17 protein-coding genes and 1 pseudogene are annotated in these 13821 nt (G+C 59.3%); 8 read left to right on the forward strand and 10 right to left on the reverse strand.

Going from position 1 to position 13821, the window contains the following annotated elements:
* Positions 1 to 144 precede the first annotated feature (144 nt).
* The 4 genes from AC1DUY_RS27080 to AC1DUY_RS27095 form a co-directional block, all read right to left on the reverse strand.
* Complete coding sequence (locus tag AC1DUY_RS27080; protein ID WP_478118338.1) at positions 145 to 552, reverse strand: phage major tail protein, TP901-1 family; 408 nt, start codon at positions 550 to 552, stop codon at positions 145 to 147.
* Between the two features lie 11 nt (positions 553 to 563).
* A complete protein-coding gene (locus AC1DUY_RS27085; RefSeq protein ID WP_478118340.1) occupies positions 564 to 986 on the reverse strand; it encodes a DUF3168 domain-containing protein in 423 nt (140 codons plus the stop codon).
* 164 nt (positions 987 to 1150) lie between these two features.
* Complete coding sequence (locus AC1DUY_RS27090) at positions 1151 to 1471, reverse strand: phage head closure protein (RefSeq protein WP_478118342.1); 321 nt, start codon at positions 1469 to 1471, stop codon at positions 1151 to 1153.
* Positions 1468 to 2037 (reverse strand): head-tail connector protein, encoded by a 570-nt coding sequence (locus AC1DUY_RS27095; RefSeq protein WP_478118344.1) that lies wholly within the window; start codon positions 2035 to 2037, stop codon positions 1468 to 1470. Before AC1DUY_RS27095 ends, AC1DUY_RS27090 begins: the two co-directional genes overlap by 4 nt.
* A 72-nt stretch (positions 2038 to 2109) precedes the next feature.
* Between AC1DUY_RS27095 and AC1DUY_RS27100 the strand changes: the two genes are divergently transcribed.
* From AC1DUY_RS27100 to AC1DUY_RS27110, 3 genes are all read left to right on the forward strand, one after another.
* Positions 2110 to 2916 carry a S1 family peptidase gene (locus AC1DUY_RS27100; RefSeq protein WP_478118346.1) on the forward strand — a complete coding sequence of 269 codons (807 nt, stop codon included), beginning with the start codon at positions 2110 to 2112 and terminating at the stop codon, positions 2914 to 2916.
* Between the two features lie 97 nt (positions 2917 to 3013).
* On the forward strand, positions 3014 to 3361 hold the full coding sequence (locus AC1DUY_RS27105; protein WP_439083636.1) for a hypothetical protein: 348 nt from the start codon (positions 3014 to 3016) through the stop codon (positions 3359 to 3361).
* Between the two features lie 189 nt (positions 3362 to 3550).
* Complete coding sequence (locus AC1DUY_RS27110; protein WP_089267048.1) at positions 3551 to 3760, forward strand: hypothetical protein; 210 nt, start codon at positions 3551 to 3553, stop codon at positions 3758 to 3760.
* 81 nt (positions 3761 to 3841) lie between these two features.
* Here AC1DUY_RS27110 and AC1DUY_RS27115 read toward each other — a convergent pair whose 3' ends face one another.
* From AC1DUY_RS27115 to AC1DUY_RS27125, 3 genes are all read right to left on the reverse strand, one after another.
* On the reverse strand, positions 3842 to 4150 hold the full coding sequence (locus tag AC1DUY_RS27115; RefSeq protein WP_184515533.1) for a hypothetical protein: 309 nt from the start codon (positions 4148 to 4150) through the stop codon (positions 3842 to 3844).
* A gap of 76 nt (positions 4151 to 4226) precedes the next feature.
* Positions 4227 to 5576 (reverse strand): DNA-packaging protein, encoded by a 1350-nt coding sequence (locus AC1DUY_RS27120; RefSeq protein WP_441276944.1) that lies wholly within the window; start codon positions 5574 to 5576, stop codon positions 4227 to 4229.
* Positions 5464 to 6108: a hypothetical protein gene (locus AC1DUY_RS27125; RefSeq protein ID WP_441276943.1), complete on the reverse strand. Its 645-nt coding sequence runs from the start codon at positions 6106 to 6108 to the stop codon at positions 5464 to 5466. The genes AC1DUY_RS27120 and AC1DUY_RS27125 overlap by 113 nt, the downstream gene beginning before the upstream one ends.
* 122 nt (positions 6109 to 6230) lie before the next feature.
* Here AC1DUY_RS27125 and AC1DUY_RS27130 point away from each other — a divergent pair, with 122 nt between their 5' ends.
* Positions 6231 to 6494 carry a hypothetical protein gene (locus AC1DUY_RS27130; RefSeq protein ID WP_478118349.1) on the forward strand — a complete coding sequence of 88 codons (264 nt, stop codon included), beginning with the start codon at positions 6231 to 6233 and terminating at the stop codon, positions 6492 to 6494.
* Between the two features lie 293 nt (positions 6495 to 6787).
* A complete protein-coding gene (locus AC1DUY_RS27135) occupies positions 6788 to 8590 on the forward strand; it encodes a DUF262 domain-containing protein (protein ID WP_441276941.1) in 1803 nt (600 codons plus the stop codon).
* 2 nt (positions 8591 to 8592) lie between these two features.
* Here AC1DUY_RS27135 and AC1DUY_RS27140 read toward each other — a convergent pair.
* Positions 8593 to 8799 (reverse strand): annotated as a pseudogene (locus AC1DUY_RS27140) (phage major capsid protein); the annotation flags it as partial.
* A gap of 111 nt (positions 8800 to 8910) precedes the next feature.
* Between AC1DUY_RS27140 and AC1DUY_RS27145 the strand changes: the two are divergent.
* On the forward strand, positions 8911 to 9240 hold the full coding sequence (locus AC1DUY_RS27145; RefSeq protein WP_478118351.1) for a hypothetical protein: 330 nt from the start codon (positions 8911 to 8913) through the stop codon (positions 9238 to 9240).
* Between the two features lie 541 nt (positions 9241 to 9781).
* Here AC1DUY_RS27145 and AC1DUY_RS27150 read toward each other — a convergent pair.
* Positions 9782 to 10948, reverse strand: a complete 1167-nt coding sequence (locus AC1DUY_RS27150) for a trypsin-like serine protease (RefSeq protein ID WP_441276939.1) — start codon at positions 10946 to 10948, stop codon at positions 9782 to 9784.
* A gap of 113 nt (positions 10949 to 11061) precedes the next feature.
* Positions 11062 to 12318 (reverse strand): phage major capsid protein, encoded by a 1257-nt coding sequence (locus tag AC1DUY_RS27155; RefSeq protein ID WP_478118353.1) that lies wholly within the window; start codon positions 12316 to 12318, stop codon positions 11062 to 11064.
* Positions 12319 to 12527: 209 nt separating this feature from the next.
* Here AC1DUY_RS27155 and AC1DUY_RS27160 point away from each other — a divergent pair, with 209 nt between their 5' ends.
* The gene (locus tag AC1DUY_RS27160) at positions 12528 to 13022 is read left to right on the forward strand and encodes a hypothetical protein (protein WP_478118355.1); all 495 of its coding nucleotides are present in this window, start codon (positions 12528 to 12530) and stop codon (positions 13020 to 13022) included.
* Between the two features lie 89 nt (positions 13023 to 13111).
* The gene (locus AC1DUY_RS27165) at positions 13112 to 13750 is read left to right on the forward strand and encodes a hypothetical protein (RefSeq protein WP_478118357.1); all 639 of its coding nucleotides are present in this window, start codon (positions 13112 to 13114) and stop codon (positions 13748 to 13750) included.
* Positions 13751 to 13821 lie beyond the last annotated feature (71 nt).

Consider the following 13821-nt stretch of genomic DNA (forward strand, 5'->3'; position numbering starts at 1 on the left):
CGCGCGAAGCGCAATGCGAGACGAGGTGGGGTGAAGCCACAGGCACCGTCGATGAACATTCACCCCACCCCGCCACGCGCTACGCACGTGACGACCCCAGAGCGGGCGAAGTCGCCCGCTTGACCTCTCCAGGGGAGGTAAGGGTCACACCGCGGCAAAGGTCAGCGCGCCCGCAGACTCGAGCGCGAGATCGAAGCTCACTTCGCCATTGTGCTCGCCGGCGAATTCGAGACTGGCGATCTGGAACAGGCCGGTGATGGTGCCGAAATCCGGTACCAGCACCTGACAGTTATTGATCGTGCCGTCGAAGAACGCCTGCCGCACCAGCGCGTCGGAGGCGCCGTCCTTGAACAGCCCGCGGCCGGAGATCGAGGCACGCCGCACGCCGGCGCCGGCCAGCAGCTCGCGCCAGCGATCGACGGACTCCGCATGGGTGATGTCGACGATCTCCGCATTGAAGGCGATGCGCCGGCTGCGCAGCCCCGCCACCGTGACGAACGTCGTGCCGTTATGAAGCTTGATCAGCAGATCCTTGCCCTTCTGTGCGCCCATCGCGTGCTCCTTTAATCCTCTGGTTCGGTGATGGCGCGAAACCGCACCACGGCGTGATAGGTCCGGCCGTCGGCCTCGCGCCGGATATCGGCGATGGCAAAGCGCAGATTGACCAGCCGATGGCCATCAGGCGTCAGCGGCGCATCATCCAGCGCCTGCAGCAGCGCGCCGGTGATCACATGCGCCTCCTTGTGGCCGCCCTGCCGCGACCAGGCATGCAGCGTGAGCTGATGCTCCTGCACATTGCCGTCATCGGCGGAGACATCGACGATGCGCGCATCGCCGAGGGTCACATAGGGAAAGGCGACATTGGCCGGCGGCTCGTCATAGACGCGGTGACCGCCGAGCGCGAAACCCAGCGCCGTGTCGGCCTTGAGCGCATCAAAGATCGCCGCGCGCAAGGCGACACTGGCACCAGCTTGGGCTGCGGGCATGGGATGATCCCTCTTTTTACCCTCCCCTGAAGGGGGAGGGTCGATGCGAAGCGTCAGCGAGCATCGGGGTGGGGTGAAGCCACAAGCATCGTCGATGAACATTCACCCCACCCCGCCACGTGCTATGCACGTGACGACCCTTCCCCTTCAGGGGAGGGTAAACGTCAGTCGATGCGCCACTCGGCATCGATCTCGACAAACCGCCGCTCGTCGATCTCGCGCAGTGCGGTGATGCGGTAAATTTTCGCGCCGTCGATGAAGCGATGCCGCAGGGTCAGCGCGAAGCCGCTGCGCAGGATGATGCGCAGATGCACCAGCGCGCCGTCGGCATCGGCCTCGACTTCGTGCGTCATGCGCGCCGGCAGCACCGCGGCCCAAACGGTCGCGACGGCGCTGTAGTTGCGCGTAACGCCGCCCTGCCCGTCATCGGCCTCATCGGGCGCCTCGATCACCAGGCGCGTCTTCAACCGTCCGGGATCGATCATAGCGACAGCCCCCGATACGGCGCGATCAGCGCGTGCAGGCCTGCGGGCTGCGTCGCAGCACCGCCGCTGCTGCCGACAAGCCCGCGATTGTCATACCAATGCGCCAGCAGCATCTTCAGCGCATGAATGAGATCCGCCGGCACGTCGCTCGCAACCGCGCCGAAGCCGCAGATCACATCGAGCTCGATGCCGGCGACGCTGCGCCCCGGTGCGGGCAGCGTCCAGCACGGTGCCGCGATGACATTGGCTGCGGTGTCGACGACAAAACTCTCGACCTCCAGCGCATGCGCGACGCCACTCGCATCGAACATCCGCGCCGCGAGCAGCGTCTGCAGCGGGCCGATGCGCGGTGCGATGCGCCCATTCGCCGGCCACGCATCCAGCACGAACCGCCAGGTCTGCGTCAGCAGCGCGCGGCGTGTGAGCGCTTCCACATGCGCGCGGGCGGCGGCGATCAGCGCGGTGATAACAGCGTCATCGTCGGCGTGCTCGACACGCAGAAATTGTCTGGCCTCGGCAAGCGACAGCGGTTCGCTTGCCGGCGGCACCAGCAGAATGGCGGACATGGGGATCTCCGGGAGGCTCGTGTGACCAATCAGGGAATTGACATCGCGGGTCCGCGGGGCTGACATCCCCCCATGATTCAGACAGGTTCCCGCATGCCGCCGCGCACACGCGTGACGCGGCGCTCTCTCGCCATTGCCAGCATTGCGCTTGCATCGCTCATCTCAATTCCCGCCTCTGCCCTCGTCGGCGGCGCCAGCGTGCGCGATGACGAAATCGGCCGCGCGGTGATCACCATTGTCGGCTCGCGCGGCAATTTCTGTTCGGGCGCGCTGATCGCGCCGACTTTGGTGCTGTCGGCGGCGCATTGCGTGACGCCCGGCGCCAGTTACAAGATCGTGCTCTATGACGCCCAGCGGCAGCCGCAATTGCTGGCGGTGAAGCGCGTCGCCGATCATCCCCAGTTCAATGCGGAAGGCATCAAGGCGCATCGCGCCAGCGCCGATGTGGCGCTGCTGCAGCTCGCAGATCCCCTGCCCGGCAAGACCGCGCTGCCGCTCGGCGTGCCCACCGAGCCCTTCGCGGCCGGGCAGAATTATCTCGTGGCCGGCATCGGCGTGGCCGCGCGCGGCGACGGCAAGAGCGGCGGCACCGTGCGCGCGGCGCAGCTCACCTCCACCAGCCATCCCGGCAAATTGCAGATAAGACTGGTCGATCCCGCGACCGACAACACACGCGACGGCCTCGGCGCCTGCACCGGCGACAGCGGCGGGCCCGTGCTGCAACAGCAAAATGGCCGCAACATCGTGATCGGCGTGGTGTCGTGGTCCACCGGCGCGAAGAACGCCGCCGGCTGCGGCGGCCTCACCGGCGTGACGCCGCTGACGCTGTATCGCGACTGGATCCTGCAGACGGCGCGCGCCTGGGGCACGCCGCTCTGATCGCAGGCGCCGTTCAGGCAACGCTGCGCAGGCCAGCGCCGCGCAAGGCAGGTGTCGTTAAGATCCGTGAAAGGTTCTCCGCTATGATCCGCGAATCATGGGGATCTCCGACATGCTGCGCCTGCTCACTCTTGCCGTTTCCGTGGCCATTTCAACCGCTGCCCTGATCGCGGGCGCGCAGGCCGCTGACATGGCCGGCCAGGGCCGCATCGGCCGCCTGTTCGACGAGCCGGTGGTGAAGAGCCGCCGCGTGGTGGTGGTCAAGGACGAAAAGCCGATGGAAGAGCCGATCGTGCAATATGCGCCGGAGGTGGATATCTCCTCCATCGTGCATGGCTATTACGGCAAGCCGAATTCCTATTATTACCGCAACTATTACGGCACCCCGTCCGAGACGATCTTCAGCCGCGCGCCCTATGGCTGCGGCTATTACGGCTATTGCTGAGCGCCGCGCGGAACAGGCGCGCCGGCCACGGAGGCTTCAGACTGCGACAGCATTTTCCTGCGACAGCATTGTCATGCGACAGCATTGCCTGCGACATTGTGATAGTGGCGTCTCTCATTCTTGTGAACTGCATTTCCGAAACGCCTCCCTAGCTAGAGGGGTGCTTCAGAGCATCACGGGAAGCCGGTTATGGGAAAAGAAGAAAAGACCGAAGCCGAACTTGAGGAAATGATCGCCCAGCGCATTGTTGTCGGCGGCGTCTATGTGTCGGTACGCAGGGATGCCCTGCTCGGCTGGCGGCCGATGGTGATCACCGCGCCGAAACACGCCACCTATGCGCAGCAGCTCGCCGACGAAGTGGCCGTGGAACTGCGCAAGAAATTCGTGTTGAAGGATTGACCCTGTCCGCACCAGGAATTCCGGGCGCATGGTCCCATGCAGCAGTATCGCCTGCGGCAGCAGCCCATGCGCCCGTATCGGCTAGTCCTTCTTCTCGGTCACATTGCTGATCGTCTTGACGCCATTGCTCTCGGTATAGGTCACCGTGACGCGCTCGCCGGCATGCAGCGACTCCGGAACCGTGCGCAGCCTGAATTTCTCCACCGCGCCCGGCGTATTGGCGCCGACGGTCTCGCCAGCCGGCGCCTGCTTGATCACCACTTCGCTGGTGGTGCGATCGAGGATGGTGACGACCCCCGTGAAGGTCTGGTCAGCCTGGGCCGCCGATCCCGCAAAGGATCCCAGCACGGCAATCACGGCCGCACACGCGACGCGTTCGGTCAGTCTCATTGTCGTTCTCCCAAAGCTTGCGTGAATGGAGGTAACGACGGCAGCGGGGAAATGGTTCCGTGACTTCGCCCGATTGTCACAACAGCCGTATGCGCGGCCCGCCGCTGGTGAAATTGCTCATCAGCGAGGTGATGCCCCACACCATGGCGTCGAGTCTGTCAGGTGAACGCCCGCTCGACAGTCCCTCGACTCCGAAGTCGCACATCTCGTCTTCGAGATCGGGGAAACAGCCGACATGCTTCACCTTGCCCTGCTCATAGAGCGCCGCCACCGGCTCGGCGCGCAGATATTTACCGCGCGTTGCATGCACTTCCTTCAGTGGCACCGTGTGATCGACCTCGCGCAGCACCGCGCGCACCATCTCGCCGCCCATATTCACTTCGGCGACGATGTTGTTGGCATTGAGCCGGCGATACAGCGCCACAGCCTTGCTCGCCCAGGCGGATGGCGACATGCCGGCAGCAGACGCATCTTCCAGCACATAGAACCAGCCGCTCTCGGCGCGGCCGACCGCGACGATGCCGCAGGCATCCGCGCCCTTGCGCGAGGTGCCCGGTGGATCGATCGCCACCACGATTTTCGACAGCGCCGGCGGCTCCGTCACGCGGCACGCCTCGATCAGCGCCCGCGACCACAGCGCATCCGGCCGGTCCTCGATCAACTCGCCATCGAGCTCCTGCCGCCCCATCCGCGTGCCGGCATAGCGGCCGACCACCGCGTCGAGAAAGGCGGGCGACAGATAATCCTTGTTGGCCACCGTCGGCGCCCGCGTCACCCGCGTGCGCGGATCGACCAGCAGCCGCTTGATGACAGGCAGCGGACGCGGCGTCGTGGTGATCAATTGCCGTGGCCGCGCGCCGAGCCGCAATCCGAATTGCAGCGTATCGAATGCCGCTTCGGCATAGCGCCACTTCGCCAGTTCGTCGCACCACGCCGCCTCGAATTGTGGGCCGCGCAGGCTCTCCGGCTCGTCGGCAGAGAACACCTCGCCCACCGCACCATTCGGCCATTCCAGCCGCTTGCGCGTTGCGGTCCATGTCGGCCGCTCATTGCGCGGGCACACCCGCAGCAGACCGGACTCGCCCTCCACCATCACCTCGCGGGCAGCATGCGCAGTCTCGCCCACCAATGCGATGCGGCCATAGGCATGATCCGCATAAGGCCGCGTGCCATGCACCAGCGCCCGCACCCATTCGGCGCCGGTGCGCGTCTTGCCGGCACCGCGACCGCCCAGCATCAGCCAGGTCGTCCACGGCCCGCCATTGTTACCGGTCGCGCCGCATTCCTGATGCGGATGCGCGAAACATGCGAAATCATGATGCAGGCGCAGTTGCGTCTGCAGGCTCAGCCTCTGCAGGAAGCTCTCCGTCAGCCCGGCTGCGGACAAACGCCTCCATGCGCTGCGCAAGCGTGCAACGGAATCCATCGAGATCGGCTGGCATGTCGTCATCGGCAATGGCGCCCGCTTGGCCCGGCTCGCGGAGCCGGCGCACCTTGAACAGGGTTTCCGTGAGCGTGGCCAGCGTCCGCGCCGTCCGCTCGGCTTCGATGCTGCGATGCGCAGGATTGCCGAATTCATTGCGCAGGGCTTCGACCTTGCGCAATTCCTTCTCCACCGCCTGCTCCAGCCTCGCGGCAATATTTGGTGACACGGCTGCCTCGTCGGGCGTCGGCACCATCGCGGGATCGGGCGACGCTTCGCTGGCTGCAGCACCCACCGCCTGATCGGCCAACAGGTTCAGGCGGATGGCTTCGGGCAGATCGCGCGGCGGCCGATCCTTGCGCAGCTTCCAGCCCTGTTCGCGCGCCAGCGTCCGAAGCGTTTTGCTATGGATGCCGAAGTCTGCCGCAATGGACGCCTGCGTCTCGTCGGTGTCCTCGTAGCGTTGGCGCATATGCTCGATTGCTTCCGGAGAGAAGCCGCGCGCGGGGCGCTGGGCGAAGGGGGATGGAGACATCAGACCTCCAGACATTCGACGATGCCATTCAACGGCCAACGATGACGTTCTGACTGTGATCCGGGGACGATGCGGGCTACTTGTGCAACAGTGCGAATTCCCAACGTGGCGAACCCATCAAAATGCCGGTCATTGTCCTCATCGTCTTGCTGATCAGCTTTATTCCGACAATCGTCGCGCTCTGGACGGGACGTGGTCCGTGGATGCACGTGACCTGGGTCCTATCGACGATCACGACGCTCGTGTTTTTTCTTTGGCCCTCGTCCCGTACATTTTTCTTAGTCCCGCCCGTGGGGGCCGTTTCTGGCGAGCTGGGGATTGTCTTGGGTGGCGGCGTGGCTTGCGATGCGATCGAAAATCAGAGCAAACTCAAAGCCAGCAAATAGCCTGTAGGGTGGATTAGCGCGCAGCGCGTAATCCACCGACTGCGACCTCGGATGGACGAATGGCGGGTTATGGCGAAGTGCGTCTAACCCACCCTACTGTTTTTCCCCCACCACGCCGCGAGCCGCCGCATGGTGCCGGCGGAAACGCCGACAGCGATGCCGATTGAGTTGATCGGCTCTCGGGTGTCGTTAGATCGAAATTCAGATCAAGTTTTGATGACAACATAGACATTCAGAACCAACTACTGCAATCTAAAATTGCTGCCCGCCCTCCTCAATAGGCAAAAAAACTCATGGCCGACCTCGCGTCACAACCAACTTCAATTCAAACCGTTTATGCGTGGTATCGGGAAAATAAGCTGTTTGTGAACCGTCGGTATCAACGGAAGCTTGTATGGACCTTAGAAGAAAAGCAGAAGCTCATTGAGTCTCTCCTAAAGAAATATCCAGTGCCCGCTATTTTGCTCGCCGAACGCGAGGGCGAGCCTGGCTCTTATGAAATAATCGACGGCCTTCAACGCCTGCACTCAATCGTCTCCTTTGTGGAAAACTCATTCGCGCTTCCCGACAGTCGCTACTTCAACGTCGATCTTTTTCCGACCGCAAAGACAGCGGCATCAGAGGGCGCTTTTGTAATTCCGAAAGACTCGGAGTTCATCAATGCCAAAGAGGTATCGACGATCTTGGATTATTCACTCGCTTTGTCGATTATGAGGAACACAACCGAAAGCGAGGTCAATGATGTCTTCGATAGAATCAATACTTACGGCCACCGACTGAGCGATCAAGAACGTCGACAATCTGGTGTTCAGAATGACTTTTCATCCGCGGTGAGAAATTTGTCGTGCTTGCTGCGTGGTGACGTTTCAAAAGACGTTCTTGCACTTCATGATATGCCATCAATCAGCATCGATCTTCCAATGTCGAACCACGGCTACGAAGTGAAGGCCGATGAGGTATTCTGGGTCGCTCATGGCATTCTGCGGTCCACGGATTTGCGTGACAGCCTCGATGAACAGTGCGTGGCGGACATACTAGCTTGTATCGTTGGAGCTGAATTGATTGAGCGATCGAAGGTCGCGCTGGACCAGCTTTACACTAAAGACGAACCAAGCTCACAGCGCATACTTGACGCGCTTGAAGTCTATGGCGCTCAGAAAGCCACTGATGAAATCAAATTTTGCATCGATGAGTTAATGAAGGTATGCGCCGTCGTCCCCGCTTCAAAGCTTCGTAACCTCATCTTTGACAAACCGAACAACAATGCCTTTCCGTCTGTTTTTGCGGCGATCTTAATCGCATTTCATGAAATAATGGTGGGTGGCGGGAACAAGTTGGCGGATTATTCTGGCGCAAAAGATGCGCTCAATAAAATCGCGACCAGGATTCAGACAGGTCAAAAGGGCACATCTCCCGAAGAGAGACGCAAGAACATCGACACCGTTAAGGGGGTTATTCAGTCCAAATTTGTCAAAGAGAAAGATCTAGCAAAGCTAATATATTCAGATCACACGGTCGTCGATATTGAAGCCGTAATCCGCAGGTCAGAGATTGAACTCGCGAATTATGAGCTCAAACAGGGATTATTGACGCTAGTTGAAAATGGCGGCGAAGACCCCGATATCGTGAGTAAGGTTCTGAAGACGATATGCGCGGTAGCAAACATCGGCCCTCGAGGTGTTGGAAAGATTTTAATCGGTGTAACGGATAAACCTGCGGACGCAGAGCGATGCAAAGCAATCGACAAAATCGATCCTAAGAAAATAGGTAAGCGCTACGTCGTTGGTGTCAACAGAGAAGCGACCCGGCTTGGCATCACTGTCGAGCAGTATTTCTCAAAGTGGAGGGACGGAATCAGAAAATCCGACCTCACATCTGGTCTTCGAGATAGCGTTCTTTCAAATATGGACTACAATTCTTTTTACGGACTAGGTTTGATAGTAATCACCGTACCCTCACAATCAAGTCTTTCTTATCTCGGCGAAGACCTTTACTGGAGGAACGGGGACACCACCGAACTTATAAAGAGCCCAAAGCAAGCGGCAGATTTAGCCGCTCGCTTTGCAAAGGGTGGAAGTGCAGCGGGTCAGGCATAGAACTAACTCACCGCAAACTTTAGAACCTTGATCGCGTCAAAATCCTGCACGCCACCGCCGACCCGCTTGGTCGTGTAGAACAGCACATAGGGCTTGGCGCTGGTGGGATCGCGCAGCACGCGCACGCCCTGGCGGTCCACGATCAGGTATCCCCTGTGGAAATCGCCGAAGGCGATGGAGAGCGAGCCTGCGGCGACATCCGGCATGTCTGCGATACACGCCGCGCACGTCAGATCAGCCTCACACAAGCTCTTTCTGGCAAACATCCATCGCACAACCGTCGCCATCACTCTCGCGCAGTGACGCGCTGATCAGAAGGAATGCCCGTCGTGCTGCGCCAGCTCGCCTTCGCCTGCATCGCTGCTGCTGTGACGCTGCCGGCGGCAGCCGCCGATCTCTCGGGCACTTCGCGCTATGGCCATGGTCAGGTGGTAGAGCCGGCACCGCTCGCTGGCCGCGGGCGTTACCTTGCCGTCGAATCCCCGCCATTCGACAAGATCATCACCTATGCGCCCCAGGGCGCCGGTCCGCTTCAGGTTCACCGTTATTTCGGCCCGCCGCAGGTTTCCTATTACTACAGCCACTATGGCGCGCCGCCGGAGCTGCTTGTTGGCCGCCAGCAATTTGGCTGCAACTACCGCTATTGCTGAACCATAGAGCACGATCCCGAAAAGTGGCTTCCCGGTTTTCGCCGACAAACGAATTCGTTTGTCGAGGGATCATGCTCCAACAAAAGAGCAAGCGGCGGACGACGGCACGTCGCCCGCGCCAACCGCCCTGCGATTTCACCATAGGAAAATGGACGTGACCTTAAGACACACTTCCGAGTTCGGCGTTGAACCGCACGAGAAGAATCCGGCGTGCTTCCTATCGCGCTAAGGCGCTCTGTATCCCTCAAGTGGCAGCCGCTTGGTACCAATCGCGACCAAGGGCAGTGATCGACCCGGCTTTTGCTTCGCGGCCGCTTCGCATATGGCAGCGACCACCGCTTGTCCGACTTCAATACCAACGCCTACGCCTGGGGGTAAACCAGTGAGAGCAGTCACCGACTTTGTGACTAGATTCACTGTCGGAACCCATTTGCAGGTCCTTTGAGTCTGATCAATGATTTCGCCGGTGGTGCAGCCGCTCAACAGGACAGATACGGCGACAACACCAATTACCGATACAATCTTCATTTTCTTCCCCCCGCTATTGAGCAAAAGCGCTCGTTGGCACACCGCTGGCGATGAGCCAGTCCCTGACTTTCTTCGTCGTTAGCTTTACGTAAATGCCACCACTGCCACAGGCAGAGTCCGGTCTAATAGACCGAGACGTAACCGCCGCGAGATACAAATTCACACTCTCACCGAGAACGTATGTTGGGCCGCCACTATCGCCTTCGCAGGTGTCTCGATTCAGACCTGCAGCGTTCAGTTCGTCGCCTTCGGCACAACTGTAAGCGCCGGTGCGATACTGTGGCTCAGTGCAGTCATAGGAAGCAATTGGAATATCTATCGCAAACTTTACGCCGGCAGTGCCCGCTGCAATCCTTCCGAAGCCGACAGCTCTCACGAGTTTTGTGCGACGGATGAGTTCCTCGGTGGCGATCTTTCGTATCTTCACTCCATGGATCGGAGTCTTGAGTTTAAAGAGCGCCAGATCTCCCTTATTGAGGTTCACCAGCTGTTTGGATGCAGTATCCAAAAGGTTGCATGCTATATTTGTCTTCGACTTTGCTAAGTCGATTTGCGCGCTCTGCGATACGATCTCTAAGCTCAATCCAACCGTCACATCAGCACTTACTTTATCGCAATAACAGTGAGCAGCCGATAGAACATGGTTTGGAGTTATCAACGTTCCAGTGCAGATCCCTTCGCCGCGGATGAGTACCGCGTCCGGATAAATGTCTGGCCGATCAACCTTTTCTCCTCGCCAAATCCTTGCAAATCCATTTGATTTCTCGTTGGTCAGCGCCGCTCTGACATTCTCTCTGAATACGGGAGAATCTTCAGGCGCCAACTTGTCGAGGCCAACTGAATCGGACTTGGAAACTAATGGCTTCGCCAATGAGCTTGTAATCGGTCCCGTAGATGACCCCGTCACGAGGTCGCGAAATACTTTCGACCGAGGTTCCCCGGTAGATTTAGAAACGACCTTGGAGCGATCGTAGTCTTTTAGAACTCGCTCCAGCCGCAACCGTTTTATCTGGGCCTTCCTACCCTTGCCCAATCGAGTGAGGTAGGTGTTCGACAACTTATTGCTGGCAAGCTCGACTCGGCCTTTTGGCGCCGGCCTGGATTGGATATTTTGAGAGCTTGCCTGCGCTCCCCCAAAAGCACTGAAAAGAATAACCGCCATAATCAATCGTAGGGTCATCAAGCCCCCGGACTATCATTTCTAAAATATCGATGACCTTATAGCGACGGGGCAGATAAGCAATCAGTAGTTGCGCGAATGCCCAAAGTTTCTGAGATTAGCTTATTCGCCCCTCAACTCACCGCAAACTTGAGCAGCTTGATCGCGTCAAAATCCTGCACCCCGCCCCCTACCCGCTTGGTCGTGTAGAACAACACATAGGGCTTGGCGCTGTAGGGATCGCGCAGCACGCGCACGCCCTGGCGGTCCACGATCAGGTATCCCCGGCGGAAATCGCCGAAGGCGATGGAGAGCGAGCTTGCGGCGACATCGGGCATGTCCTCGGCTTCGAGCAGGGGAAAGCCGATGAGGCTTGATTTGCCGCCGGCCACCGCCGGAGGCTGCCACAGATAGACGCCGGTGGAATCCTTGAATTTGCGCACGGAGCTTTGCGTCTTCCGGTTCATCACGAAAGTCGCATTCTGGCGATAGCCGGAGCGCAGGGCATAAATGAGATCCACCAGCACATCCGATGGATTCTCGCTCGGGAAAGCACCAGCCGCGCCGCTCGGCACATAGCCGATATTGCCCCAGCTCCATGACGCGTTGGCAATTGTCGAGTAGGCAAGAAAGCCCTTCGGCTTGTTGTTGCCGTCGCCGTTCACGAAGGCCGCCCCCTCCTGCATCGCGAAGACGAGTTCGACCTCGCCGGCCAGCCATTCGTCGATATTGACGGCGGAATCGTCGAGTAACGTCGCGGTGGCCGCCGGCATGGCGTAAAGCTCCATGGCCGGGAATGCCAGTTCGTCGAGCACCGGCGACGTGGTCTGCGACCGTGCCGCCGTTTCACCGACCCACCCGGTGGCCGGGCCCGCGGTCATGAACGGCTTGCGATAGATGCCGCCGGAGATCGACCGCAACGACGAGATCGAACGCATCGGCGACAGATCCTTGAGTCTCGCTCCAATCTCCGTCTCGGTTTCCTCCGGCACCAGATAGCCACCATCGGCATTGGAGCCGACCGACATCGCCTTGGTCTCGATGGCGCGCAGGCCCTCGCTCTCGCCGGATCGCACATAGGCATTGAAGGCCGACTTGTGTTCGGAAGGTTGGGGGCGCGCGGCGCTGTCCGCAGCGAGTGCGGGCCGCGCGCCCTTCAGGAAAAGCTGATCGAGCCGGTGCTGATGCGCATCCAGTGCCGCGTCGATGCGCGCCACCTTCTCCTCGACGAGAACGTCGCCTGATCGTTTCTCGATACTGGCGAGGCGCGCATCGTTCTCGGACTTGAAGTCCTCGAAGGTGCGCATCATCGCCTCATAGACCTCCTGCGCATCGCCGGAGGGAATGCCGGCCTTGATTTCGGGCGCGCTCTGGTTGTGGTCGAAGGTCATCTGCTTCTCCTGGTAAGACATGAGTGATGGAGCGGTACAGCGATGCCGTAACGCGTTGGGAAATCTGAATTTTCGGGGGTGAATGCCGCCGCGCCGGGTTGACCGCTCAGCCACAATGTTCTTATTTTGTTCTTATGCTGTCAGAGGGCCAAAAGAGACGTTTTCCCCCACCGTGGCGGGTCGAGAGCGACAATGCCGAGAGCTTTCGCGTGGTCGATGCCAATGGCATCACGGTCGCCTGGGTCTACAGTCGCGACGATCTGCAGAAATACAGTTTCGGCCACGGCAAGCTGACATCCGACGAAGCCCGGCGCATCGCCAAAGCCATCGCGCGGCTGCCGGAATTTCTGATGAAGCGGCACGGTTTTTATCCGCGCGGCGCGGGCCAGCATCGATGGAAGCCGCACCGGCCTTTCCACGTCGCACTCGAAGACACCTATGTGCGCGAGAACTGGTTCGACATCGACGAGATCTGCAAGCTCAATGGCATTCCCTTCAATCCCACCGGGGAAAGGATCGGCGGCAACGGCCGCTGGTGTGTCTTCGAATTCACCTGGCAGATGGACGCCATTCTATTCTGGAGTCACTTTCAGGGGCGTTGGCTGCGCGGCAGCGAATTTCACTATCCGGACAAGCCGGCAGACTTGCCGCAACTCAAACTGCCGCAGTCATATCGCTTCAGCAAGCCGAGGCCGGAGCGGTAAGCTGATGAATAACGCTTGATCACGTAGAGATTTAATCTAACAATTTGTAATTGTATTTCCGCCGAAGGAATTTCCATGAGGAGGATTTTATGTACGTCATCGATAAATATCGGACGGCGATAATTCTGCTTTGCGGAGTTGTTTGCGTTTCCTGCATTTGGTGGCGCATGACGAATGACGCCAGCAAATTAGCAGATGCGCTGGGGATCATATCAGCGGGACTCGGAATTACGACGCTTATCCTCACTTACACAATCTCTGCCAATCCGGACCTGCCGAAAATTCGCCTATACGGCATGGCGTTTGATCGCCCCGCTTTTCGCACCTCATTTGTCAACGAAATCTCTCAAGAGAATTTCGCAATAGCAGTAGACCAGACATCGGAAGCAATAAGAACTGGCGCAATACGAAATAGAGATGGCGACATCATCCACAAGATCGACCTAGGCGGCAGGCACAGCCTCACCAAATGGGCCGGCGAAATGGACGACGTAACCGTAGCGCTCGAACGATTGAAAACCACATATCGAACCGGATTGGCGGAAGGAAAATTCAGAACGTTCGAACACGGGAAAGCGCATTATCTTCCTGATGTCGACAAAGCATTCGGTGATTACATGGACGATCTCAAGATTGATGCACTAAAGAAGATGAATGTCGTTCTCGCTAAAGCAAAGCTAAATTTGTTGTCCCTGGAACTCGATAGAGACAAATCTCGTCCGAGGTGAGCCTGCCATTTATTAGAAATCCTCTTTCGGGCCACGCCTCTTTCCGACTAATGCGGGTCCGCGAAGTGAAA

The sequence above is a fragment of the Tardiphaga sp. P4_G1 genome, from assembly GCF_056401215.1.

Bases quoted from the DNA above. Each gene is read 5' to 3' on its own strand.
- AC1DUY_RS27080 (WP_478118338.1), bottom strand. From the start codon at position 552: ATGGGCGCACAGAAGGGCAAGGATCTGCTGATCAAGCTTCATAACGGC.
- AC1DUY_RS27085 (WP_478118340.1), bottom strand. From the start codon at position 986: ATGCCCGCAGCCCAAGCTGGTGCCAGTGTCGCCTTGCGCGCGGCGATC.
- AC1DUY_RS27090 (WP_478118342.1), bottom strand. From the start codon at position 1,471: ATGATCGATCCCGGACGGTTGAAGACGCGCCTGGTGATCGAGGCGCCC.
- AC1DUY_RS27095 (WP_478118344.1), bottom strand. From the start codon at position 2,037: ATGTCCGCCATTCTGCTGGTGCCGCCGGCAAGCGAACCGCTGTCGCTT.
- AC1DUY_RS27100 (WP_478118346.1), top strand. From the start codon at position 2,110: ATGATTCAGACAGGTTCCCGCATGCCGCCGCGCACACGCGTGACGCGG.
- AC1DUY_RS27105 (WP_439083636.1), top strand. From the start codon at position 3,014: ATGGGGATCTCCGACATGCTGCGCCTGCTCACTCTTGCCGTTTCCGTG.
- AC1DUY_RS27110 (WP_089267048.1), top strand. From the start codon at position 3,551: ATGGGAAAAGAAGAAAAGACCGAAGCCGAACTTGAGGAAATGATCGCC.
- AC1DUY_RS27115 (WP_184515533.1), bottom strand. From the start codon at position 4,150: ATGAGACTGACCGAACGCGTCGCGTGTGCGGCCGTGATTGCCGTGCTG.
- AC1DUY_RS27120 (WP_441276944.1), bottom strand. From the start codon at position 5,576: ATGGATTCCGTTGCACGCTTGCGCAGCGCATGGAGGCGTTTGTCCGCA.
- AC1DUY_RS27125 (WP_441276943.1), bottom strand. From the start codon at position 6,108: ATGTCTCCATCCCCCTTCGCCCAGCGCCCCGCGCGCGGCTTCTCTCCG.
- AC1DUY_RS27130 (WP_478118349.1), top strand. From the start codon at position 6,231: ATGCCGGTCATTGTCCTCATCGTCTTGCTGATCAGCTTTATTCCGACA.
- AC1DUY_RS27135 (WP_441276941.1), top strand. From the start codon at position 6,788: ATGGCCGACCTCGCGTCACAACCAACTTCAATTCAAACCGTTTATGCG.
- AC1DUY_RS27145 (WP_478118351.1), top strand. From the start codon at position 8,911: ATGCCCGTCGTGCTGCGCCAGCTCGCCTTCGCCTGCATCGCTGCTGCT.
- AC1DUY_RS27150 (WP_441276939.1), bottom strand. From the start codon at position 10,948: ATGACCCTACGATTGATTATGGCGGTTATTCTTTTCAGTGCTTTTGGG.
- AC1DUY_RS27155 (WP_478118353.1), bottom strand. From the start codon at position 12,318: ATGACCTTCGACCACAACCAGAGCGCGCCCGAAATCAAGGCCGGCATT.
- AC1DUY_RS27165 (WP_478118357.1), top strand. From the start codon at position 13,112: ATGTACGTCATCGATAAATATCGGACGGCGATAATTCTGCTTTGCGGA.